We start from the raw sequence: 20222 nt of genomic DNA on the forward strand, positions 1-20222 counted from the left end.
TCGTGGCGGGCCCCTGCGAGGAGGCCGTTCCAGCAGGTCACGGGGCCCAGGCGGTGATCGCCGCGCTGACCTCGGCGGCGGCCTCCTCGGGCGGGAAGTGGCCGATGCCGGGCAGCTCCCGCCACTCGTAGGCCCCGGCGACGTAGCGGCCCGAGCCGCGGGCGGTGCCGGGGAGTACGAGGGGGTCGTCGGTGCCGTGCAGCTGCAGGGTGGGTGCGGTGACCGGGGCGGACATGCGGCGGGCGTAGCGCAGCCCGTCGGGACGCAGCTGCGAGCGGCCGGCCCAGCGGAAGTACTCCATCGACCCGTAGGCGGCCTGCGGGATCCGCGCCGCCGACCGGTAGCGCTCGACCGCCTCGGCGAAGTCGGCGGTGTGCGTCCACCCCCGACCGGCCCAGCGGCGCAGGAAGTCGGCGACCGGGTCGTCGTCGGCCCGGGTCAGTCGCCGCTCGGGCAGCCGCGGGACCTGGAAGCCGACGACGTGCCGCAGCGCGCGGCGCTGGGCGGCGTCGGCCAGCCCGGCGCGCAGCAGCCGGGGGTGCGCCATCGAGAGGACGACGAGACGACGCACGCTGCGCGGGTGCAGCGCGGCCATCGTCCAGGCGACCAGGCCGCCCCAGTCGTGCCCGACGACGACGGCGTCACGCTCACCGAGGGCGCGGACCAGCGCCGCGGCGTCGCTGGCCGCGGTCGGCAGGTCGTAGCCGCGCGGCGGCTTGTCGCTCGCGCCGTAGCCGCGCAGGTCGGGCGCGACGGCGCGGAAGCCGGCCTCGGCGAGAGCGGGCAGCTGCGCACGCCAGGTCCACCAGAACTGCGGGAAGCCGTGCAGGAGCAGCACCAGCGGACCCTCGCCGGCCTCGGCCAGGTGCAGCCGGACTCCGTTGGCCGAGGCGTCGCGGTGCACCCACGGGCCCGGCAGCAGGACGCTGGTGGCGTCGGGCCGCTCGTCGGCGGGGACGGTCGCCGGACCGCGCCCGCCCCGGCCGGTGGGTTCCGGCCGGGCGGACCCGGCGCTCAGACCAGGTACGTGTCGGGGTCGCGCCGCTCGACGCGGCCGTTGTTCACCGTCGGCAGGGCGCGGCGACGCTGGCCGGGTGCCTCGCGGTGCATGACCTCGGGCAGCTCGCGCAGCGACTCCATCGTCCGCTCGGGCTTGTCGATCTTCTTGACCATCCGCAGCCCGATCAGCCCGGCCATGCCGGCGACCACCAGCAGGAGGACGGTGACGATCAGGTAGGACACCCAGCGGGGCAGGCCCAGCCAGGTCAGGAACTCCGCGAGCGTGACGAACAGGTAGATCCCGGCGAAGGCGAGCAGGACGCCGGCGACGGCGAACAGGCCGACGCTGACCCCGGCCTTCTTCGCCGAGCGGCTGATCTCGGCCTTGGCCAGCTCGATCTCCGAGCGGATGAGCGTGGAGACGTCGGCCATGGCGCTCTGCACCAGTGCCCCGACGCTCGGGTCGTCGGTGCCGGCGGACCGCCCGGCCGACGAGGTGGACGACACGCTGTGGGCCACGGGGGCTCCTCCCAGGTCGGGCTCGGCGGACGCCGCCCGGAGGCGGCCTCCCGTGATCGTCCCTCATGATCGCCGCGCCCGCGCCCCGGCGTCCCCCGCGCGAGCTGCGCGGAGGACGCCGGACGCCCCGGGCGCAGCCCCCGTCCGGAGACCCACCCGAGCCGGCGAGGGGTGAGGGGGACGGGCGGCCCCCTGCAGGGGCCTCGTTTAGTCCTCGGACGAGGAGTTGGCCGGCAGCTTGTCCTTGATGAGGTTCATCACCGACGAGTCGGTGAGGGTCGTGACGTCGCCGAGCTCGCGGTCCTCGGCGATGTCCCGCAGCAGGCGGCGCATGATCTTGCCCGAGCGGGTCTTGGGCAGCTCCTGCACGACCATGATCTGGCGGGGCTTGGCGATCGGGCCGATGTCCTTGGCCACGTGGGTGCGCAGCTGCTGCACCAGCTCGTCGCCGGAGTCCTCGGCGTTCCCGCGGAGGATGACGAAGGCGACGATGCCCTGCCCGGTGGTCGGGTCGCTGGCGCCCACGACCGCGGCCTCGGCGACCGTGGGGTGCGCGACCAGCGAGGACTCGACCTCGGTGGTGGAGATGCGGTGTCCGGAGACGTTCATGACGTCGTCCACCCGGCCGAGCAGCCAGACGTCGCCGTCGGCGTCCTTCTTGGCGCCGTCCCCGGCGAAGTAGACCTCCTTGCCGAACCGCGACCAGTAGGTGTCGACGTAGCGGTCGTCGTCGCCCCAGATGGTGCGCAGCATCGACGGCCACGGCTCGGTGACCACGAGCAGCCCGGTGGTGTCGTCGCCGAGCTCGTTGCCCTCGTCGTCGACGACCTTGGCCGAGATGCCGGGGAAGGGCGTCTGCGCCGAGCCGGGCTTGAGGCTGGTCACCCCGGGCAGCGGGTTGATCATGTGCGCGCCGGTCTCGGTCTGCCACCAGGTGTCCACGATCGGGCAGCGGCCGCCGCCGATGTGCTCGTGGTACCAGAGCCACGCCTCGGGGTTGATCGGCTCACCGACCGAGCCGAGGACCCGCAGCGAGGACAGGTCGAAGTTCGCCGGGATGTCCTCGCCCCACTTCATGAAGGTCCGGATCACCGTGGGCGCGGTGTAGAGGATCGTGACCCCGTACTTCTCGATGAGCTCGAACCAGCGGCCGCGGTGCGGGGTCTCCGGGGTCCCCTCGTACATGATCGAGGTGGCCCGGTTGGCCAGCGGCCCGTAGACGATGTAGCTGTGGCCGGTGACCCAGCCGATGTCGGCCGAGGTCCAGAAGACGTCGCTGTCGGCCTTGAGGTCGAAGGACGCCCAGTGCGAGTAGGCGACCTGGGTGAGGTAGCCGCCGGAGGTGTGCAGGATCCCCTTGGGCGAGGCCGTCGTCCCCGACGTGTACATGATGTAGAGCGGGTGCTCGGCGTCGAACGCCTCGGCCGTGTGCTCGGTCGACTGCCGGTCGACGACGTCGTGCCACCACAGGTCGCGGCCCTCGGTCCACTCGACGTCCTGCTCGGTGCGCCGGACGACGAGCACGTTGCGGACGCTCTCGGTGCGGCCGACCGCGTCGTCGACCGCGGGCTTGAGCGCGCTGGGCGCCCCGCGCCGGTAGCCGCCGTCGGAGGTGATGACCAGGACGGCGCCGGAGTCGGTGATCCGGCTGGCCAGCGCGTCGGCGGAGAAGCCGCCGAAGACGACCATGTGGACGGCGCCGATGCGGGCGCAGGCCAGCATCGCCACGACGGCCTCGGGGATCATCGGCATGTAGATGGCCACCCGGTCGCCCGTCTGCACGCCGAGCTCGAGCAGGGCGTTGGCGGCGCGGCAGACGTCGTCCTTGAGCTGGGCGTAGGTGATGGTGCGGGTGTCGCCCGGCTCGCCCTCCCAGTGGTAGGCGACCTGCTCGCCGTGGCCGTCCTCGACGTGCCGGTCGACGCAGTTGTAGGCGACGTTGAGCTTGCCGCCGACGAACCACTTCGCGAAGGGCGGGTTGCTCCAGTCCAGGACCTCGTCCCACTTCTGCGCCCAGGTCAGCCGCTCGGCCTGCTCCGCCCAGAAGCCGAGCCGGTCCTGCGCCGCGCGCTCGTAGACGTCGGGACCGACGTTCGCCTGGGCGGTCAGCTGCTCCGGCGCCGGGAAGCGGCGGCCCTCCTGCCCGGTCGACTCGCTCACTGGGGGCTCCCTCCGTGTCGGGTGGTGCGCCGCCCGGGATTCGGACGACGTGGTCCAGCACACACCGTAGGGCCCAACCCGGTTGCGCGGAGAGTCCACCCGCGACATCGCGGCGGGGGTGCGCAGACTGGGCCGGTGGACGGCGGACCCCAGGCGCTCGTGGCGGCCCGGGTGCCCGGCGCCGCCGGCCTCGGGCTGCTGGCGCCGCCGTCGGCCCGGGCCCTGCCGGCCGCGCTGCTCGCCGACCCCGCGTGGACGGCGCAGCGCGTGGCCGCACTCGGCCGCCGGTACGAGAGCGACGACCGCCGCGTGCTGGCCACGGTCTGGTGGTACTCGGCGTCGGCGGTGCTGCTGACGCCGGTGGCCGCCGGGCTGGCCACCGGCCGGCCGCTGTCGGCACGGCTGGCCGACACGACCCTGTACGAGCTGCCCGGCGGCCTGCTGGTGGCCGGGGTCTCCGCCGCGCCGGCGGGCCCGGACCCGGCGGGGGAGCTGCGGGAGGCGCTCGGCGCGGCGGTCGCCGCCGTGGCCGCCGCAGGCGGGGTGCGCGAGCGGCCGCTGTGGGCGGTGGCCACCGACTCGCTGGCGGGGCGGCTGCTGGCGGTGGGGCGGGCGCTGCGGGCGGTGGACGCCGTCACCGCGCTGGCCGCCCCGGTGGCCGCGGCCGTGGGCGCCCCGCTGCCGCCGCCGCGCTACACCGACGTCGCCGGCGTCCGGTTCGTGCGCCGGGCCTCCTGCTGCCTGCTGTACCGGCTGCCCTCCGAGCCGATGTGCACGGCCTGCCCGGGCCGGCCGCCGGCGCACCGGCAGGTCCTGCTGGAGGACGCCGCCGGGCTGTGGTGAGACGCCGGCGCCCGGCGGGCCGGGTCAGCGGGCCAGCGCGCGGCCGATCGCGGTGCGCAGGTCCTCGACGCCCTCGCCGGTGACCGCTGAGACCGGCACCGCGGTCGGGTAGGCGGCGCACAGCGCGGCGACCCACTCCGGCGGTGCGACGTCGGTCTTGTTGAGGGCGAGCAGCTCGGGTGGTCGCGCGCGACGATCTCGTACAGGACGCCGCGCACCGCCGTCACCTGGCTCATGGCGTCGGGTGCCGAGGCGTCGACCACGTGCAGGACGAGGTCGGCCTCGATCACCTCCTCCAGCGTGGCGCGGAAGGCGTCGACCAGCTGGTGCGGCAGGTGGCGCACGAAGCCGACGGTGTCGGTGAGCGTGAACGGGCGGCCGTCGGGGGTGCGGGTCCGGCGCACGGTCGGGTCCAGCGTGGCGAACAGGGCGTCCTGGACGAGGACGTCGGCGCCGGGGGGCCGGTTGAGCAGCGCGGACTTGCCCGCGTTGGTGTAGCCGGTGAGCGCCATCGCGGGGACGCGGTTGGACCGGCGCCGGGTGCGGGTCCGCTGCCGGCGGGCGGCGGTTTGCTGCACCTGGCGCCGCAGGGTGGTCATGCGGCGGCGCAGGTGCCGGCGCTCAGTCTCCAGGCGCTGCTCACCCGGGCCCCGCACGCCGGTCCCGGCGCCACCGGCCGTCCGGCCGCCGCCGATGCGCGAGAGCTCCGTCCCCTGCCCGCGCAGCCGCGGCAGCTGGTAGGCCAGCTGCGCGAGCTCCACCTGGGCGCGGCCCTCGCTGCTGCGCGCGTGCTGGGCGGAGACGTCGAGGATCAGCGCGGTGCGGTCGACCACCCGGGCGCCCACCCGGTCCTCGAGGTTGCGCACCTGCGCGGGCGAGAGGTCGCCGTCGGCGATGACGAGCGCGGCTCCGCGGCCGGCGACCAGGCCGGCCAGCTCGCCCACCTTGCCCGAGCCGAGGTAGGTCGCCGGGTCGGGGTGCTCGCGCGCCTGCACCATCCGGCCGACGATGCGCACGCCGTCGGTCTCGGCCAGTCGCGCCAGCTCGTCGAGCGGGTCGACGGCGCCCTCCCGCTCGGGACGCAGGTCCAGCAGGACCGCGCCGGGCAGGTCCCCGCCGTCGCCGTGCCCGCCTCCCGCGGGGTCCTGCTGGGCCTGCGTCGCTCCGAGCAGCCACGCGCCTGGCATCCCGGCCTCCCGGGCCGTCGTCGCCGGAGGAGGGGGCGGTCCTGGCCCCGGCCGGGCGGTGCGAGCGCCCGGGCGTCCCGGCACGTCCGGCCCCGCCGGTCGGGACGGCGGCCGCCACCGGACCGCGGGCCTCACGGCAGGAAGAGCATCGAGTCGCCGTACTCGTGCCACAGGTACCCGCCGGCCACCGCGGCCCGGTAGGCGGCGGCCACCAGGTCCGGCCCGGCGACGGCCTCCAGCAGCAGCAGGTGGCTGGCCTCGGGCGCGTGCAGGCCGGTGACCAGCCCGGTCACCGCGCGGGCCGGCCGGTCCGGGCCGAGCACGAGGTCGGTCCAGCCCTGCCCGGGGCGGGTGACCCCGTCGTCCCCGGTGACGGTCTCCAGCGCCCGGGTGACCGTGGTGCCCACCGCGACCACCCGCCGCCCGGCGGCCCGGGTGGCGGTGACCAGCCGCGCGGTGACCTCGGGGACCCGGTAGCGCTCGGGCGCCGGCGGCTCGTGCAGCTCCGGGCTGGAGACGCCGGCGTGCAGCACCAGCGGGACCACCGGGATCCCGCGGGCCACCAGCCGGACGAGCAGCCGGTCGGTGAACGGCCGCCCGGCGCTGGCGTTCTCGGCGCTGCCGGGTTCGGTGGCGTAGACGTTCTGCGCCTCGTCGAGCCGCACGGGCGCCGACAGGTAGCCGTAGCGCACCGGCTGCCCGTGCTCGGCCAGGTACGGCACGAGGGCGACGGCGGGCTCGGGCCGGGCCTCCCACAGCCGCGACGGGCGCGCCGGGTCGGGGAAGCCGGTGCGCAGCCGCAGCCGGACCCCGCCGGGCAGGGCGAGCTCCGTGCCGGGCTCCAGGCCGGTCTCGGGCCCGTCGTTGCCGGGACGGCGGACCTCGACCACCCAGGAGCCGTCGTCGAGCGGGGTGGACACGTGCAGCGGGACCAGCTGCCCGTCGGCGCGGCGGGCGTCGAGGCGGGCGGGCAGCGTGGCGGAGGTGTTGACCACCACGAGGTCGCCCGGGTCGAGCAGGTCGGGCAGGTCGGCAAAGCGGGCGTGGGTGAGGCTGCCGGGGCGGACGGCCAGGAGCCGGACGGCGTCGCGCGCCAGGCCGCGGTGCTCCGGCGGCGCGGGAGCCTCGCGGCCGGGCGGGAGGACGAAGGTGCTCACCGGGCCGCTCCTGCCACGAGCAGCTCGGCGGCGCGCAGCCGGCCGCTGGGCGGGGGGTCGTCGAGCAGCCGGAGGAACGCGGGGACGACGCTCCCCGGCTCCGGCAAGCCGTCGTCCTCGGGCGCGGCGGCCCGGTGCATGTCGGTGGCCATGTCGCCGGGGTCGACGGCGTACACCCGCAGCTCCGGGTGCTCGGCGGCGAGGACGGCGGTGAGCTGGTCGAGGGCGGCCTTGCTGGCGCCGTAGCCGCCCCAGCCCGGGTAGGCCTCGACGGCGGCGTCGCTGCTGACGTCGACGACGACCCCGCCGGCCGCCCGCAGCGCCGGCAGCACGGCCTGGACCAGGGCGAGCGGCGCCACGGTGTTGACCGCGAGCACGCGCTCGAGCGCGGCGGGCGGCAGCTCGGCCAGCGGGGGCAACGGCGTGGGGCCGAGGTCGCTGGCGTTGTTCACCAGCAGGTCGAGCCGGTCGCCGACGGCGGCGGCCAGGGCGGCGCGGTGCGCGGGGTCGGCGACGTCCCCGGCGATCGCGGTGACCAGGTCGGGGGAGGGCAGGGTGGCGACGGCCGCGGCGAGCCGGTCGCCGTCCCGGCCGTCGACGACCAGGCGCCAGCCGCGCGCGTCCAGAGCGGTGGCGAGGGCCCGCCCGAGGCCGCGCGAGGCGCCGGTGAGGAGTGCGGTGCGAGGGGTCATGGCCGTAGGCTCTGACCTCAAGTGCACTTGAGGTCAAGGGGGCGGGATGGACGGGTTGCCGATCGGCGAGGTGGCCGCCCGGTCGGGGCTGGCGCCCTCGGCCCTGCGCCACTACGAGGCGCAGGGCCTGATCACCGCCACCCGCACCGCGGGGGGCGCGCGGCGCTTCCCGCGGTCGGTGCTGCGGCGGCTGGCCTTCGTGCGCGCGGCGCAGAACGTCGGGCTCACCCTGCCGGAGATCCGCGCCGCCCTGGACACCCTGCCGGAGGGGCGCACGCCCTCGGCCCGCGACTGGGCGCGGCTCTCGCAGGGCTGGCGCGACCGGCTCGACGCGCGGATCCGGGCGCTCGAGCAGCTGCGCGACGGGCTGTCGTCGTGCATCGGCTGCGGCTGCCTGTCGCTGACGACCTGCGCGCTGTCCAACCCCGGCGACGTCGCCGGCACCGAGGGCCCCGGCGCCCGGTGGCTGTCGCCCCTGCTGCGGCGGGTGCCGCCCTCGAGCAACGCCGGCTGACCGGCCCGAGCGACGCCGGCCGACCGGCCGGGTGCACCTCGCGCGACCGGGCCCGGAGCGGGAGGATCCGGGACGGCGCCGTCCACCCCTCGACCGCCGGATGAGGAGAGCCGCATGACCCTCATGCCCGCGGCCTTCATCGGCCACGGCAACCCGATGAACGCCCTCGAGCGCAACCGCTACACCGAGGCCTGGCGCGCCTTCGGGCAGGCGGTGCCGCGACCGCGGGCGATCCTCGTCGTCTCGGCCCACTGGTACGTGCACGCCACGGCGGTGACCGCGATGCCCCGGCCGCGCACCATCCACGACTTCTTCGGCTTCCCGCCCGAGCTCTTCGACGTCCGCTACGACGTCCCGGGGCTCCCCGACCTGCACGAGCAGGTCGCCGACGTCGTCTCCCCGACCTGGGTGGGCGCCGACCTCGACAGCTGGGGCATCGACCACGGCGCCTGGTCGGTGCTGCTGCACGCCTTCCCGGAGGCCGACATCCCGGTCGCGCAGCTGTCGATCAACGCGCTCAAGAGCCCCGACTACCACCTGCAGATGGGGGCGGCGCTCGCTCCGCTGCGCGAGGACGGCGTCCTGGTCATCGGCAGCGGCAACGTGGTGCACAACCTCGGCGGGGTCAGCCGGGCCATGCCCGACGCCGGCTTCGACTGGGCCCAGCGCTTCGACGAGCGCGCCAAGGAGCTGATGCTCTCCGACCCGGGCGCCGTCCCGCGCCTGGACGGCCACCGCGACTTCGACCTCGCCGTCCCCACGCCCGACCACTTCCTGCCGCTGCTGTACGTGGCCGGGATGGCCGGGGCGACCGGGACGGCGGCGGAGGTGCTGGTCGACGGCTACGCCTACGGCTCCCTGTCGATGACCTCCTACACCGTCGGCATGCCGGCACCCCGCCCCGACGGCAGCGGCTTCGCCGCGCCGCTCCCCGACGGCCCGCCACCGGACGGCGCCAACATCTGAAGCCGCGGGCCGGGTCAGCCGGCCAGGGCGGTCCCGGCCAGGGCGATCCCGGCCAGGGCGGTCGCCCACTCGCGGACGGCGGCCGCGTTCGGGTGGAAGCCGTCCGCGGCGAAGTGGTCGGCACCGGACAGCGGGGGCGCCGGGGCGTGCCGCACCCCGGGACGCCGGGCGGCGAGGCGGTCGAGCTCGCGGTCCAGCGCCCGCGCGTGCCACCCGAGCACCCCGCGCAGCGGCTGCGGGAGCGTCGGGAAGGCGGCCAGGTCGGGCAGCCCGGCCAGGACCACGACGCCGTCCGGCGCGACCAGCGGCGCCAGCGCGTCGAGCAGCGCGGTGACGTCGCGGCGCCAGGCCGCCCGCGAGCGCAGCCGCAGGGTGTCGTTCACCCCGAGCTGGACCAGGACGACGTCGGCGGCCGGCCCGGCCAGCGCGGGCACCAGCCGGGGGACCGCGCGCCCGGCCGTCGTCCCGGTGCGGGCCGACAGCCGCCAGTGCACCTCCCGGCCGCTGCGGCCGGCCAGCGCGGCGGCGAAGCGCGCGGCCAGCGCGTCGTCCTGGGTGGCCACGCCCACGCCGGCGGCCGGCGACTCCCCGACGACCGCCACGGTCAGCGGCGGGCCGTCGCCGGCGACGACGCCGCCGCGGGGGCCGGCCGCCTCCGGCAGCAGGGGTGTGCGCCGGCGGACGCCGGCGCCCTGGACGGCCAGCACCGGCGCGAGCACGACGGCGGCGGGGCGGGTGGCGCGGACGGCGACGGCTCCCATGCGCCCGGACCGTAGACCTCAGGCGCCGAGGGCGACGACCTCCCCGACCACCCACACCGCGGGGGGCCGGATGCCCTCGTCGGCCAGCGTCCGCGCCAGGCCGGCCAGCGTCGTCCGCACCACCCGCTGCGTGGTCGTCGACCCGTCGGCGACCACGCCGACCGGGGTGTCGGGGGAGCGCCCGTGCTCGACCAGCGCCGCGGCGATCGCGCCCGCGGTGTCGACGCCCATGAGCACCACGATGGTGCCGCGCAGCCGCCCCAGCGCCGGCCAGTCGACCAGCGAGGCCGGGTGCCCGGGCGGCACGTGCCCGGAGACGACGACGAACTCGTGGGTCAGCCCGCGGTGGGTGACCGGGATGCCGGCCAGGCCCGGGACGCCGATCGCGCTGGTCACGCCGGGCACCACCTCGACCGGCACGCCCGCCGCGACGCACGCCTCGAGCTCCTCCATGCCGCGGCCGAAGACGAACGGGTCCCCGCCCTTGAGCCGCACCACCCGCTTGCCGGCCAGCGCGTGCTCGACCAGCAGCGCGTTGATCTGCTCCTGCGCCATCGACCGCCCGCGTGGCAGCTTGGAGGCGTCGATGACCTCGACCTCCGGGGGCAGCGAGGCCAGCAGCCCCTGCGGTGCCAGGTGGTCGGCCAGGACCACGTCGGCCTGCGCGACCGCCTGTTGCCCGCGGACGGTGATCAGCCCCGGGTCGCCCGGCCCGCCGCCGACCAGCACGACGCTGCCGGTCCGCCCGCCCTCGGGCTCGCGGGCGGCGCGGTCCCGGATGCTGCCGTCGGTGAGCCCGGCGACGACGGCGTCGCGCACGCCGACGGCCCGCTGCGGGTCGCCGCCGCCGTGGACGCCGACGACCAGGTCGCCCTGCCGGCCGACGGCGGGGGTCCAGACGCTGGAGGCCGAGCGGTCGTCGGCGCGGGCGCAGAAGACGTGCAGGCCCTCGGCCTCCTCGGCCACCGCCGCGTTGACGGCGGGGTCGTCGGTGGCGGCCACGGCGTACCAGGCGCCGTCGAGGTCGCCGGGCCGGTAGCGGCGGCGCACCCAGGTGAGCGACCCGGGCTCGACCAGGGCCTCGAGCGCGGGGGTCACCTCGGGGCTGACCACGGTCACGCGGGCACGGGCCTCCAGCAGCCCGGCCACTCGGCGGTGGGCGACCTGGCCGCCGCCGACCACCACGACGCGGCGGTCGAGCAGGCGCAGGCCGACGGGGTAGACGACGCCGGACTGCGGGTCGACGGGCGTGGCGCTCAGCGGTGCTCCTCCGGGACGGCGGCCGGCAGCGACGTCGTCGTCGGCATCGGGACCAGGGTTTCCTCGGCCCCCAGGATCGCAGCGAGGTCGGCGGCGAACGCACGCGAGGTCGCCGGGTCGCGGACGGCCACCCGCAGATGGTCGGGGGACAGGCCCGGGAAGGTGTCGCCGCGGCGGACCGCCCAGCCCCGCCCGCGCAGCGCCGCGCGCACCCGCCCGCCGTCCGGCACGCGCAGCAGCACGAACGACGACCGCGGCTCCCCGAGGACGGTCACCCCCCGCGGCAGGGCGGCCAGCAGCGCGGCGCGGTGCGCGGCCAGCTCCCGCGCCGCGGCGCCGGCCTGCGCGCGGGCGGCCGGCGCCGTGCAGGCGACCGCCGCGGCCAGCGCGGGCGTGGACAGCGGCCAGTGCGGCTGCGCGGCGGCGAGCGCGGCGACCAGCTCCCGCGGCCCCAGCACGTAGCCGACCCGCAGGCCGGCCAGCCCCCAGGTCTTGGTCAGGCTGCGCACGACCAGCAGGCCGGGCAGGTCGGTGCGGTGCGCCAGCGACGCGGGCTCGCCGGGGACGGTGTCGGCGAAGGCCTCGTCGACGACCAGCACGCGGCCGGGGCGGGTCAGCGCGGCGACGTCGTCCGCCGGGTGCAGCACCGACGTGGGGTTGGTCGGGTTGCCGAGGACGACGAGGTCGGCGTCCTCGGGAACCGCCCGCAGGCGGTAGTGCGGCGGCTCCAGCAGCAGCCGCTCCACCGGGTGGCCGGCCGCGCGCAGGGCGGCCTCGGGCTCGGTGAACGACGGGTGCACCACGACCGGGCGCCGGGGCGAGAGGGCCCGTGCGAGCAGCACGAACGCCTCGGCGGCGCCGGCGGTGAGCAGCACCTCGGCGGGGTCGCGGCCGTGCGCGGCGGCCACCGCGGCGCGCGCCGGGCCGGCGTCGGGGTAGGCGGCGACGTCGTCGAGGGCGCGGCGCAGCACGTCCCGCAGCCACGGCGGCGGGGTACCGGCGCGGACGTTGACGGCGAGGTCGGTGAGGCCGGGCGCGAGGTCGCGGTCGCCGTGGTGGTCGAGGTCGGTCACGCGGCCACCGCCACGGTGACCCGGCCGTGCGCCGTCTTGCCCACCACCAGCCGCGCACCGCCGAGCAGCGCCGCGGCCTCGGCCACCGAGGCGGTCCCCACGGCCGCGGCCACCCGGGCCGAGGGGGCGGGGACCTCGACCACGGCGAGCGCGGCGGCGGGGTGCCCGGTCAGCGGCCAGCCGCGGGCCGCCGCCGCGGCGACCAGCCCGGGCTCGGCGGCGCGGGCGTCGAGGGTCGCCAGGCCGGTCACGCGCGCACCGGGCGGCAGGACGGCGTCGACGGCGGCGAGCACCTCCTCGGCCCGCACCCCCGACACCGCCCCTACGCCGACGGTGACGTCCACGTCGGCACGCCGGGGAGCGCGGCCAGCAGGGCGGCGGCGTCGCGGGGGAGGGGCCCCTCGGGCAGCAGGCGCAGCGCCCGCAGCCGCGCGCCGACCGTCAGGGCCCACGGCCGGTCGAGGCGGGCGCGGGCCAGCAGGCCGTCGTCGGCCAGGACGTCCTCGGGCGCGCCCTGCACCACCCGGCGGTCGACGACGACGGCCACCTCGTCGGCCCAGCGCAGGGCCAGGTCGACGTCGTGGGTGCTCATGACGACCGTCGAGCCGGACTCCTGCAGCCGGGCCAGCGCGGCCAGCGCCTCGGTGACGGCGGAGGGGTCCAGCCCCGCGGTCGGCTCGTCGAGCAGCAGCACGCACGGGCGCATCGCCACCGCGCCGGCGATGGCGACCCGCTTGCGCTCGCCGTAGGAGAGCTGGTGGGTGGGCCGGCCGGCCAGCGCGTCGACGGCGAGCAGCGCGAGCGCCTCGGCGACCCGCTCGCGGACCTCCTCCTCGGGCAGGCCCAGGTTGAGCGGGCCGAAGGAGACGTCCTGGGCCACCGAGGCGCTGAACAGCTGGTCGTCGGGGTCCTGCAGGACCAGCTGCACCTCCTGCCGGTGCGCCCGCAGGCCGCCGCGGGTGTGCCGCAGCAGCGCCCCGTCGACGGCGACCCGGCCGGCGTCGGGTCGCAGCGCGCCGGACAGGCAGCGCAGCAGCGTCGTCTTGCCCGAGCCGTTGGCGCCGAGCAGGGCCAGCCGGCGCCCGGCCGGGACGCTCAGCGAGGCGCCGTCGAGCACCCGGCGGCCGCGCTCGTAGCCGACGACCAGCCCCTCGGCGGTGAGGCTGCGGTGGCTCATGCCGCCAGCCCGACGGCCACCAGCGCGGCCAGGCCGGCGGCGGTGGCGGCGAGGAAGGCGCGGGAGGAGGGGTGGGCCTCCGGCAGCACCCGCAGGCCGGTCTCCAGGCCGCGGCCGGCCAGGCCCTCCTGCAGGCGGCGGGCGCGGTCCCACGAGCGGGTGAGCACCGCGGCGGCCAGCGCTCCCGAGGAGCGGTAGGAGCGGCGCACCGAGGAGTAGCCCATCCGGTTGGCCTGGGCCTCGCGGATGGTCGACAGGCTCTCCAGCAGCACGAACAGCATCCGGTAGGTCACGCCGGCGACCTCGACCACGGCGGCGGGGACGCGCAGCCGGTGCAGGGCGGTCAGCAGGTCGCTCATCGGCGTGGTGGTGGCTAGCAGCAGCACCGCGGCGCCGCCGGCGACCGAGTGCCCGACCAGCGAGCCGGCCCGGGCGGCGGCGTCCGGCGCCCAGCCGAGCCCGGCGCCGTCGAGGGAGACGACCGCGGTCAGCGCGCCGACGGCGACGAAGGCCAGCGGCCAGCGCACGGCGCGGCCGAAGGTGCGGGCCGGCACCCGGGCCGGGCCGAGGGCGAGGACGACGGCGGCGGCGGCGACCAGCACGCTGCCCGGCCAGGCCGGCAGGACGAGCGCGCAGACCACCAGGCCGGCGCAGAGCAGCAGCTTGTCCAGCGGCGCGCGGGTGCGCCAGGCGCTGGCCCAGGCGGCGTCGTCGACGGCCAGCCCCGCGCTCACGCCGTCGTCCCCGTGGTCATCGGCACCCGGTCGCCGACGCGCCGACGACGGACGACCACCCGCCGATGATGACGGGGGAGGAGAGGCTCACGGGCGGCCGTCCTCGTGCGAGCGCTCGGCCTGCCGGCGGCCGCGCAACCGGCCGAGCACGTAGCCGAGCACCCCGCCGCCGAGCGCGGCCTGCAGCGCGAACAGCCCCGACTCGACCTCCTTCGACGACGGCGAGAACACCGACTGGAACCAGGGCCGGTAGCCCGACTCCTCGATGGCCGCGGTGGCCTGCCCGTCGGTGCCCGCGTACTCGGTCGAGCCGCCGTCGAGGAGCAGCGGCAGGGCGAGCAGCGCCAGCACCGCGACGACGAGCAGCGCGGTGACCAGGCGGCGGCGGGTCACGCGGCCTCCTCCGTCGGGGCCGGCTCGGGACGCAGGACGCCGAGCCGCTCGAGCTCGGGGCGGGCGTTGACCGTGAGCACCCGGAACAGCAGGACCCCGAGCAGTCCCTCGGCCACCGCCAGCGGCACCTGGGTGACGGCGAAGACGCCGAGGAACTTCACCGCCGCGCCGGCGAACCCGCTGGACGCGTCGGGGAAGGCCAGCGCCAGCTGCAGCGACGTCGTGACGTAGGTGGCCAGGTCGGCCAGCGCCAGCGCGACGAAGACCCCGGGCAGCAGCCCCGCACCGAGCGCCCGCGCCAGCCGGTACGCGCCGTAGCCGGCCCACGGCCCGACGACGGCGAAGGCGAACGCGTTGGCGCCGAGCGTGGTGAGCCCGCCGTGGGCCAGCAGCAGCGCCTGGAAGAGCAGGACCACCGTGCCCAGCAGCGCCATCACCGGGGGCCGGAACAGCACCGCCCCGGCGCCGGTGCCCGTCGGGTGGCTGGAGCTCCCGGTGACCGAGGGCAGCTTGATCGCGCTGAGCACGAAGGTGAACGCGCCGGCCGCGCCGAGCAGCAGCGTGGACTCCGGGTGCTCGCGCACCTCCCGGGTCACCGCCCGCGCGCCGTGCACCACGAAGGGCGCGGCCGCGACCGTCCAACCGATCGCGTGCGGCGCCGGCAGGAAGCCCTCAGCGATGTGCATGCCGTACCCCTTCCGGCACGGCCGCCGCGCAGGCGGCCACGAACCGTTCGGCCAGGGCCGGGGACCCCGCCCAGTGCAGGTGCAGGTAGGAGGCGTGCACCGAGCCGGAGACGAACCCCTCGGGGCCGGCCGCCGACCACTGCCAGGCCGGCGTCGCGCCGGCGCCGGGCAGCGCGTGCGTGCGGTGGAACTCGTGGCCGCGCACCCGGGTGCCGGCCGGGGCCAGCACGCTGTCGGTGACGGCGACCGCCTCGCGGTAGCCCAGGGTCAGCCGCGGGGACATCGCCGTCGCGACGTCGAGGACGCCGCACATCGGGTGCCCGTCGAGCTCGCGGGCGAGGTAGAGGAGCCCCGCGCACTCGGCCGCGACCGGCCCGCCGCGGGCGGCGAGCGCGGCGACGTCGGCGCGCAGCGTCCCGTTGGCCGACAGCGCCTCGGCGTGCACCTCGGGGAACCCGCCGCCCACCACCAGCCCGGCGGTGCCCTCGGGCAGCGCCTCGTCACGCAGCGGGTCGACGGTCACCACCTCGGCGCCGGCCGCGGCCAGCAGCTCGGCGTTCTCCGCGTAGCCGAAGGTGAAGGCCGCACCGCCGGCGACGGCGACCCGCGGCCGGCCGGGGACGGCGGTGACCTCGGCGGCGGGGTCCCACGCCACGGCGTCGAGCGCGGGCGCGGTACGGGCCAGCCGCAGGACGGCGTCGAGGTCGACGGCGCCGGCCACGACCTCGCCCAGCCGCCGCACGGTGGCCAGCGCCTCGGCCGACCGCTCGGCGGCCGGCACCAGCCCGAGGTGGCGCGACGGCGTGCCCAGCTCGGCGAGGCGGTGGACCGCGCCGAGCACCGGCACCCCCGAGGCCCCCAGCGCGTCGCGGAGGATCTCCTCGTGCCGGTCGCTGCCGACGCGGTTGAGCACCACGCCGCCCAGCCGCACGGTCGGGTCGTAGGTGGCGAACCCGTGCACGAGCGCGGCGACGCTCTGCGCCTGCGCGCTCGCGTCCACGACCAGGACGACCGGCGCCCGCAGCAGCCGCGCGACGTGCGCGGTGGAGGCGAAGCCGGGCGCGACGTCGGGGGAGGTGGCGCCGTCGAACAGGCCCATGACCCCCTCGACGACGGCGACGTCGGCACCGCGGGCCCCGTGCAGGAACAGCGGGGCGATCCGCTCCTCGCCGGCCAGCACCGGGTCGAGGTTGCGGCCGGGGCGCCCGGCGGCCAGCCCGGTGTAGCCGGGGTCGATGTAGTCGGGGCCGACCTTGTGCGGGGAGACCGCGAGCCCGCGGGCTGCCAGCGCGGCGACCAGCCCGGTGGCGACCGACGTCTTGCCCGCGTTGCTGCTCGGGGCCGCGACGACCACGCGCGGGACGGCGGTGCTCACCGCAGCTCCCCGCCGATCACCGGCACCCGGCCGTCGACACGCCGGACGCGGGCAGCCGGCCGCCGATGACCACGGTGGAGAGCGCGGTCGCTGCTCACCACTCGATCCCCCGCTGCCCCTTCTGGCCGGCGTCCATCGGGTGCTTGACCTTGGTCATCTCCACGACCAGGTCCGCGGCGTCGACCAGTGCCGGCGGGGCGTCCCGGCCGGTGACGACGACGTGCTGGCTGCCCGGCCGGTTCGCCAGCGTCTCGACGACGTCGTCGACGTCCACCCAGCCCCACTTCAGCGGGTAGGTGAACTCGTCGAGGACGTAGAACCGGTGTGCCTCGGCGGCCAGGTCGCGCTTGATCTGCGCCCAGCCCTCGGCGGCGTCGGCGGCGTGGTCGACCTCGGTGCCCTGCCGGCGCGACCAGCTCCAGCCCGAGCCCATCTTGTGCCAGACCACCGGCCCGCCCTCGCCGGTCTGCTCGTGCAACCGGCCCAGCGCGGTGAGCGCGTTCTCCTCGCCCACCTTCCACTTGGCGCTCTTGACGAACTGGTAGACCGCGACCGACCAGCCCTGGTTCCACGCCCGCATCGCCATGCCGAACGCGGCGGTGGACTTGCCCTTCATCTCGCCGGTGTGCACCGCGAGCAGCGGCCGGTTGCGCCGCTGCCGCGTCGTCAGCCCGTCCTGCGGGGGAACCGCGACCTGTCCCTGCGGCATGCCTAGGCCGCCGCTCGGACGGCGCGGACGGTGCCGGCGAGCGTCTCGGCGGCCAGCTCCTCCAGCCGGAGGGTCTGCGCCCCGAGGTGGCTGCCGAGGACGCCGGCCAGCCCGAGGCGCACCGGCCCGGACTCGCAGTCGACGACGACCGCCGCCGTCCCCTCCCCGGCCAGCCGCCGGGCGGCCGTGTGGGCCGCGCCGAGGGCGTCGCTGCCGCGGGCGCCGGTGGCCCGGCCGTCGGTGACGACGACGAGCAGCGGCCGCCGCTGCGGGTCGCGCACCCGCTCGACCCGCAGCACCTCGGCGGCGCGCCGCAGGCCGGCCGCCAGCGGCGTCCGGCCCCCGGTGGGCAGCGTGCGCAGCCGGGCCGCGGCCGCCTCGACCGACCAGGTGGGCGGCAGCGCGAGCTCCGCGTCGCCGCCGCGGAAGGTGACCAGCCCGACCTTGTCGCGGCGCTGGTAGGCGTCGAGCAGCAGCGAGAGGACGGCGCCCTTCACCGCGCCCATCCGCGAGCGCGAGCCCATCGAGCCGCTGGCGTCGACGACGAACAGCACGAGGTTGCCCTCGCGACCCTCCAGGGTGGCCTGGCGCAGGTCCTCGCGGGCGACCCGCAGGCCCGGGCCGGTGCGCCCGCGCGCGACCTGGTGCGGCGCGGCGGCGAGCACGGTGTCGGCCAGGTGCAGCCGGGTCACCGGTCCGGACGGGCGGACCGACCCCACCACCCGGCCGCGCTCGGCCCGCGCCTTCGACCGCCGTCCGGCCGCGCCCGCGCCGACGCCGGGCACCTCGAGCCGCCGCGCGCGGAACGGGTCGGCCGGCGCGACCGCCGCCCGCTCGGACGCCGGAGCCGACCCACCGGACTCGTCGAGATCGCGCGATCCCGGCTCCTCGTCCGCGGGGCCGCCGTCGAGATCGCGGGATCTCGACGGGGAGTCCGGGCCACCGCCGTCGCCGGACGGGGGTGGGGGAGGGGCGCCGCCGCCGTCGTCCGGGCCCTGCGGGGGCGGGTCCTCGTCGGGGCGGGAGTCCTCCAGCGCCTGCTCGAGGGTGTCGTCGTCCAGGCCCGGGGCGTCGAAGGGGTCGCGCCGACGGCGGTGGGGCAGCGCCAGGCGGGCGGCCACGCGGACGTCGTCCTCGGTGACCTCGTCGCGCCCGCACCACGCGGCGTGCGCGATCGCGGCGCGGGCGGTGACCAGGTCGGCACGCAGCCCGTCGACGTCGAAGGCGGCGCAGACGGCGGTCACCTGGCGCAGCGCGTCGTCGGAGAGGACGACGTGCGGCAGCCGGGCGCGGGCGTCGGCGATCCGCACGGCCAGCCCGGTCTCCTCGGCGGCCCAGGCCGCCGCGAACCCGGCCGGGTCGGCGTCGTACGCGAACCGGCGACGCACCACCTCGGCGCGCTCGGCCGGGTCCCGGGGCGCGGCCACCTCGACGGTGAGCCCGAACCGGTCGAGCAGTTGCGGGCGCAGCTCGCCCTCCTCGGGGTTCATCGTCCCGACCAGCAGGAACCGCGCCGCGTGCCGCACCGAGACGCCCTCGCGCTCGACGTAGGCGGTGCCCAGCGCGGCGGCGTCCAGCAGCAGGTCGACCAGGTGGTCGTGCAGCAGGTTGACCTCGTCGACGTAGAGCACCCCGCGGTGCGCGGCGGCCAGCAGCCCAGGCTCGAACGCCTTCACACCCTCGGTGAGCGCCCGCTCGAGGTCCAGCGAGCCGACGACGCGGTCCTCCGAGGCGCCCACGGGCAGCTCGACCAGCCGCGCCGGACGCGTCTGCCCGGGGACGCCGGTGTCGTGGGGGCCGTCGGGGCAGGCCGGGTCGGGGGCGGCGGGGTCGCAGGCGAACCGGCAGCCGGCGACGACGGTCACCGGGGGGAGGACGGCGGCCAGCGCCCGCACCGTCGTCGACTTCGCCGTGCCCTTCTCACCGCGGACGAGCACGCCCCCGATGGCCGGCGAGACGGCGTTGAGCAGCAGGGCCAGCCGCATGTCGTCCATGCCGACGACGGCGCCGAAGGGGTACGTCATGCGGGAGCACGGGTCCTCTCCCCGGGTATCCACGCCCGGAGGTGGCAGGAGGCGACGGCGGGAGTTCCTGACTCCCCGGCGGCTGCCGGGTCACAGTGGCGGGACCGCGCCGGAGTCGCACCGGGCTTCCTCCACTGCCGTCGCTGTGGCGGCGCCCATGGAACCACGCCGGAGCGCCGCGCCGACAGCCCGGGCCGCTGACTTGACGGGTCGGAAAGCGGCGGTCCATGCTTTCCGACATGGAAAACGATGAGGTGACCGACCGGACGGCGGCGGCTCAGTTGGCCGCCCTGCAGGCGGACCGGGCGCGTCTGGCCGAGCGGGTCGTCCAGCCCTGGTGGTACGACGCGCTGCTCGGCCTGATCATCGCGGCCTTCCTCGCCAGCTACTCGCTGCGGAGCACCTGGGTCACCCTCGGTGCGCTCGTGCTCCTCGTGCTGGCGATGCGCGGGATGATCGCGCTGTACACGCGCCTGACCGGCCTGTGGGTCCACGGGTTCCGGAAGGGCCCCACGCGACGGGCGATCCACGTCTGGCTGGTCCTCTACTCCGTCGTGCTGGGCGCCGCCGCGTTCGCCGAGTACCTGCTCGACCTGCGTGGCGCGATGGCGGTGGGTGGCGTGGTGATCGGGATCGGCCTGGCCCTGGTCAGCCGCTGGTGGACGCGGATCTACGTCGCCGAGCTGCGCGGGCAGTCGTGACCGCGGTCGCGCCGCACTTCGACGCGGTCATCCACCCACCGCCGCGGCTGCAGATCTGCGGGCTGCTCGCCGCCGTCGACACGATGGAGTTCGCCGCCGTCCGCGACCAGGTCGGCGTGAGCGACTCGGTGCTGTCCAAGCACGTCAAGCAGCTCGAGGAGGCCGGCTACGTGCGGGTGAGCAAGGCGACCGTCGCGGCCCGCCAGCGCACCAGCCTGTCGCTCACCCGGGACGGGCGGCGGGCGTTCGACGCGCACGTCGCCGAGCTGCGCCGCATCGCCGGCGTGTGAGG

At 77.3% G+C, this 20222-nt stretch carries 21 protein-coding genes, 1 pseudogene and 1 riboswitch; of the genes and pseudogenes, 5 read left to right on the top strand and 17 right to left on the bottom strand.

All coding sequences use genetic code 11. The annotated features are described in order from the left end of the window. Window positions 1–37: 37 nt before the first annotated feature. From ACWIZO_RS09215 to acs, 3 genes are all read right to left on the bottom strand, one after another. On the bottom strand, window positions 38–904 hold the full coding sequence (locus ACWIZO_RS09215) for an alpha/beta fold hydrolase (RefSeq protein WP_448642176.1): 867 nt from the start codon (window positions 902–904) through the stop codon (window positions 38–40). 110 nt (window positions 905–1014) lie between these two features. Further along, complete coding sequence (locus ACWIZO_RS09220; RefSeq protein WP_448642177.1) at window positions 1015–1518, bottom strand: phage holin family protein; 504 nt, start codon at window positions 1516–1518, stop codon at window positions 1015–1017. 207 nt (window positions 1519–1725) lie between these two features. Beyond that, window positions 1726–3678 (bottom strand): acetate--CoA ligase, encoded by a 1953-nt coding sequence (gene acs / locus ACWIZO_RS09225; RefSeq protein WP_448642178.1) that lies wholly within the window; start codon window positions 3676–3678, stop codon window positions 1726–1728. A gap of 135 nt (window positions 3679–3813) precedes the next feature. On the opposite strand from acs, the gene ACWIZO_RS09230 reads away from it, so the two are divergent. Further along, the gene (locus ACWIZO_RS09230) at window positions 3814–4521 is read left to right on the top strand and encodes a (2Fe-2S)-binding protein (RefSeq protein WP_448642179.1); all 708 of its coding nucleotides are present in this window, start codon (window positions 3814–3816) and stop codon (window positions 4519–4521) included. Window positions 4522–4754: 233 nt separating this feature from the next. Here the strand turns inward: ACWIZO_RS09230 and hflX are convergent. The 3 genes and pseudogenes from hflX to ACWIZO_RS09245 form a co-directional block, all read right to left on the bottom strand. Next, a pseudogene (gene hflX, locus ACWIZO_RS09235) lies at window positions 4755–5708 on the bottom strand (GTPase HflX); the annotation flags it as partial. A gap of 131 nt (window positions 5709–5839) precedes the next feature. Next, complete coding sequence (locus ACWIZO_RS09240; protein WP_448642180.1) at window positions 5840–6865, bottom strand: S-adenosylmethionine:tRNA ribosyltransferase-isomerase; 1026 nt, start codon at window positions 6863–6865, stop codon at window positions 5840–5842. After that, window positions 6862–7557 carry an SDR family NAD(P)-dependent oxidoreductase gene (locus ACWIZO_RS09245; RefSeq protein ID WP_448642181.1) on the bottom strand — a complete coding sequence of 232 codons (696 nt, stop codon included), beginning with the start codon at window positions 7555–7557 and terminating at the stop codon, window positions 6862–6864. Before ACWIZO_RS09245 ends, ACWIZO_RS09240 begins: the two co-directional genes overlap by 4 nt. Before the next feature lie 46 nt (window positions 7558–7603). On the opposite strand from ACWIZO_RS09245, the gene soxR reads away from it, so the two are divergent. Together soxR and ygiD are read left to right on the top strand one after the other, a co-directional pair. Beyond that, on the top strand, window positions 7604–8071 hold the full coding sequence (soxR, locus tag ACWIZO_RS09250) for a redox-sensitive transcriptional activator SoxR (protein WP_448642182.1): 468 nt from the start codon (window positions 7604–7606) through the stop codon (window positions 8069–8071). A gap of 114 nt (window positions 8072–8185) precedes the next feature. After that, window positions 8186–9037, top strand: a complete 852-nt coding sequence (gene ygiD / locus ACWIZO_RS09255; RefSeq protein ID WP_448642183.1) for a 4,5-DOPA-extradiol-dioxygenase — start codon at window positions 8186–8188, stop codon at window positions 9035–9037. Between the two features lie 14 nt (window positions 9038–9051). Here the strand turns inward: ygiD and ACWIZO_RS09260 are convergent, their stop codons facing one another. The 11 genes from ACWIZO_RS09260 to ACWIZO_RS09310 all read right to left on the bottom strand — a co-directional run bounded on the left by ACWIZO_RS09260 (window position 9052) and on the right by ACWIZO_RS09310 (window position 19229). Beyond that, window positions 9052–9798: an SGNH/GDSL hydrolase family protein gene (locus ACWIZO_RS09260; protein ID WP_448642184.1), complete on the bottom strand. Its 747-nt coding sequence runs from the start codon at window positions 9796–9798 to the stop codon at window positions 9052–9054. 18 nt (window positions 9799–9816) lie between these two features. Next, a complete protein-coding gene (cobA, locus tag ACWIZO_RS09265; protein ID WP_448642932.1) occupies window positions 9817–11058 on the bottom strand; it encodes a uroporphyrinogen-III C-methyltransferase in 1242 nt (413 codons plus the stop codon). Then, complete coding sequence (gene cobC / locus ACWIZO_RS09270; RefSeq protein WP_448642185.1) at window positions 11055–12131, bottom strand: Rv2231c family pyridoxal phosphate-dependent protein CobC; 1077 nt, start codon at window positions 12129–12131, stop codon at window positions 11055–11057. The genes cobA and cobC overlap by 4 nt, the downstream gene beginning before the upstream one ends. Continuing rightward, entirely contained in the window at window positions 12128–12475 is a 348-nt protein-coding gene (locus ACWIZO_RS09275; protein ID WP_448642186.1) for a cobalamin biosynthesis protein, read from the bottom strand. The genes cobC and ACWIZO_RS09275 overlap by 4 nt, the downstream gene beginning before the upstream one ends. After that, entirely contained in the window at window positions 12454–13308 is an 855-nt protein-coding gene (locus ACWIZO_RS09280) for an energy-coupling factor ABC transporter ATP-binding protein (protein ID WP_448642187.1), read from the bottom strand. The genes ACWIZO_RS09275 and ACWIZO_RS09280 overlap by 22 nt, the downstream gene beginning before the upstream one ends. Further along, window positions 13305–14042, bottom strand: coding sequence for a cobalt ECF transporter T component CbiQ (gene cbiQ, locus ACWIZO_RS09285; protein WP_448642188.1), 738 nt, complete (start codon window positions 14040–14042; stop codon window positions 13305–13307). Before cbiQ ends, ACWIZO_RS09280 begins: the two co-directional genes overlap by 4 nt. Before the next feature lie 87 nt (window positions 14043–14129). Next, window positions 14130–14435 (bottom strand): energy-coupling factor ABC transporter substrate-binding protein, encoded by a 306-nt coding sequence (locus tag ACWIZO_RS09290; protein ID WP_448642189.1) that lies wholly within the window; start codon window positions 14433–14435, stop codon window positions 14130–14132. Next, a complete protein-coding gene (locus ACWIZO_RS09295; RefSeq protein WP_446758459.1) occupies window positions 14432–15121 on the bottom strand; it encodes an energy-coupling factor ABC transporter permease in 690 nt (229 codons plus the stop codon). Before ACWIZO_RS09295 ends, ACWIZO_RS09290 begins: the two co-directional genes overlap by 4 nt. Continuing rightward, window positions 15108–16496, bottom strand: a complete 1389-nt coding sequence (locus ACWIZO_RS09300) for a cobyrinate a,c-diamide synthase (RefSeq protein ID WP_448642190.1) — start codon at window positions 16494–16496, stop codon at window positions 15108–15110. The genes ACWIZO_RS09295 and ACWIZO_RS09300 overlap by 14 nt, the downstream gene beginning before the upstream one ends. 94 nt (window positions 16497–16590) lie before the next feature. Further along, the gene (gene cobO / locus ACWIZO_RS09305; protein ID WP_448642191.1) at window positions 16591–17205 is read right to left on the bottom strand and encodes a cob(I)yrinic acid a,c-diamide adenosyltransferase; all 615 of its coding nucleotides are present in this window, start codon (window positions 17203–17205) and stop codon (window positions 16591–16593) included. 2 nt (window positions 17206–17207) lie between these two features. Further along, window positions 17208–19229 carry a putative cobaltochelatase gene (locus ACWIZO_RS09310; protein ID WP_448642192.1) on the bottom strand — a complete coding sequence of 674 codons (2022 nt, stop codon included), beginning with the start codon at window positions 19227–19229 and terminating at the stop codon, window positions 17208–17210. A gap of 61 nt (window positions 19230–19290) precedes the next feature. Next, window positions 19291–19361, bottom strand: a riboswitch (cobalamin riboswitch). Between the two features lie 107 nt (window positions 19362–19468). Here ACWIZO_RS09310 and ACWIZO_RS09315 point away from each other — a divergent pair. Then, on the top strand, window positions 19469–19930 hold the full coding sequence (locus tag ACWIZO_RS09315; protein ID WP_448642193.1) for a hypothetical protein: 462 nt from the start codon (window positions 19469–19471) through the stop codon (window positions 19928–19930). Beyond that, the gene (locus ACWIZO_RS09320; protein WP_448642194.1) at window positions 19927–20220 is read left to right on the top strand and encodes a transcriptional regulator; all 294 of its coding nucleotides are present in this window, start codon (window positions 19927–19929) and stop codon (window positions 20218–20220) included. The genes ACWIZO_RS09315 and ACWIZO_RS09320 overlap by 4 nt, the downstream gene beginning before the upstream one ends. The last annotated feature ends 2 nt before the right edge of the window (window positions 20221–20222 follow it).

The organism is Geodermatophilus sp. URMC 63 (genome assembly GCF_053502565.1).

What these genes read in the sequence shown, in the direction of transcription:
- ACWIZO_RS09245 (WP_448642181.1), bottom strand. Translation starts at nt 7,557, where the DNA reads ATGACCCCTCGCACCGCACTCCTCACCGGCGCCTCGCGCGGCCTCGGG.
- soxR (WP_448642182.1), top strand. Translation starts at nt 7,604, where the DNA reads ATGGACGGGTTGCCGATCGGCGAGGTGGCCGCCCGGTCGGGGCTGGCG.
- ygiD (WP_448642183.1), top strand. Translation starts at nt 8,186, where the DNA reads ATGACCCTCATGCCCGCGGCCTTCATCGGCCACGGCAACCCGATGAAC.
- ACWIZO_RS09260 (WP_448642184.1), bottom strand. Translation starts at nt 9,798, where the DNA reads ATGGGAGCCGTCGCCGTCCGCGCCACCCGCCCCGCCGCCGTCGTGCTC.
- ACWIZO_RS09280 (WP_448642187.1), bottom strand. Translation starts at nt 13,308, where the DNA reads ATGAGCCACCGCAGCCTCACCGCCGAGGGGCTGGTCGTCGGCTACGAG.
- ACWIZO_RS09295 (WP_446758459.1), bottom strand. Translation starts at nt 15,121, where the DNA reads ATGCACATCGCTGAGGGCTTCCTGCCGGCGCCGCACGCGATCGGTTGG.
- cobO (WP_448642191.1), bottom strand. Translation starts at nt 17,205, where the DNA reads ATGCCGCAGGGACAGGTCGCGGTTCCCCCGCAGGACGGGCTGACGACG.
- ACWIZO_RS09310 (WP_448642192.1), bottom strand. Translation starts at nt 19,229, where the DNA reads ATGACGTACCCCTTCGGCGCCGTCGTCGGCATGGACGACATGCGGCTG.
- ACWIZO_RS09315 (WP_448642193.1), top strand. Translation starts at nt 19,469, where the DNA reads ATGGAAAACGATGAGGTGACCGACCGGACGGCGGCGGCTCAGTTGGCC.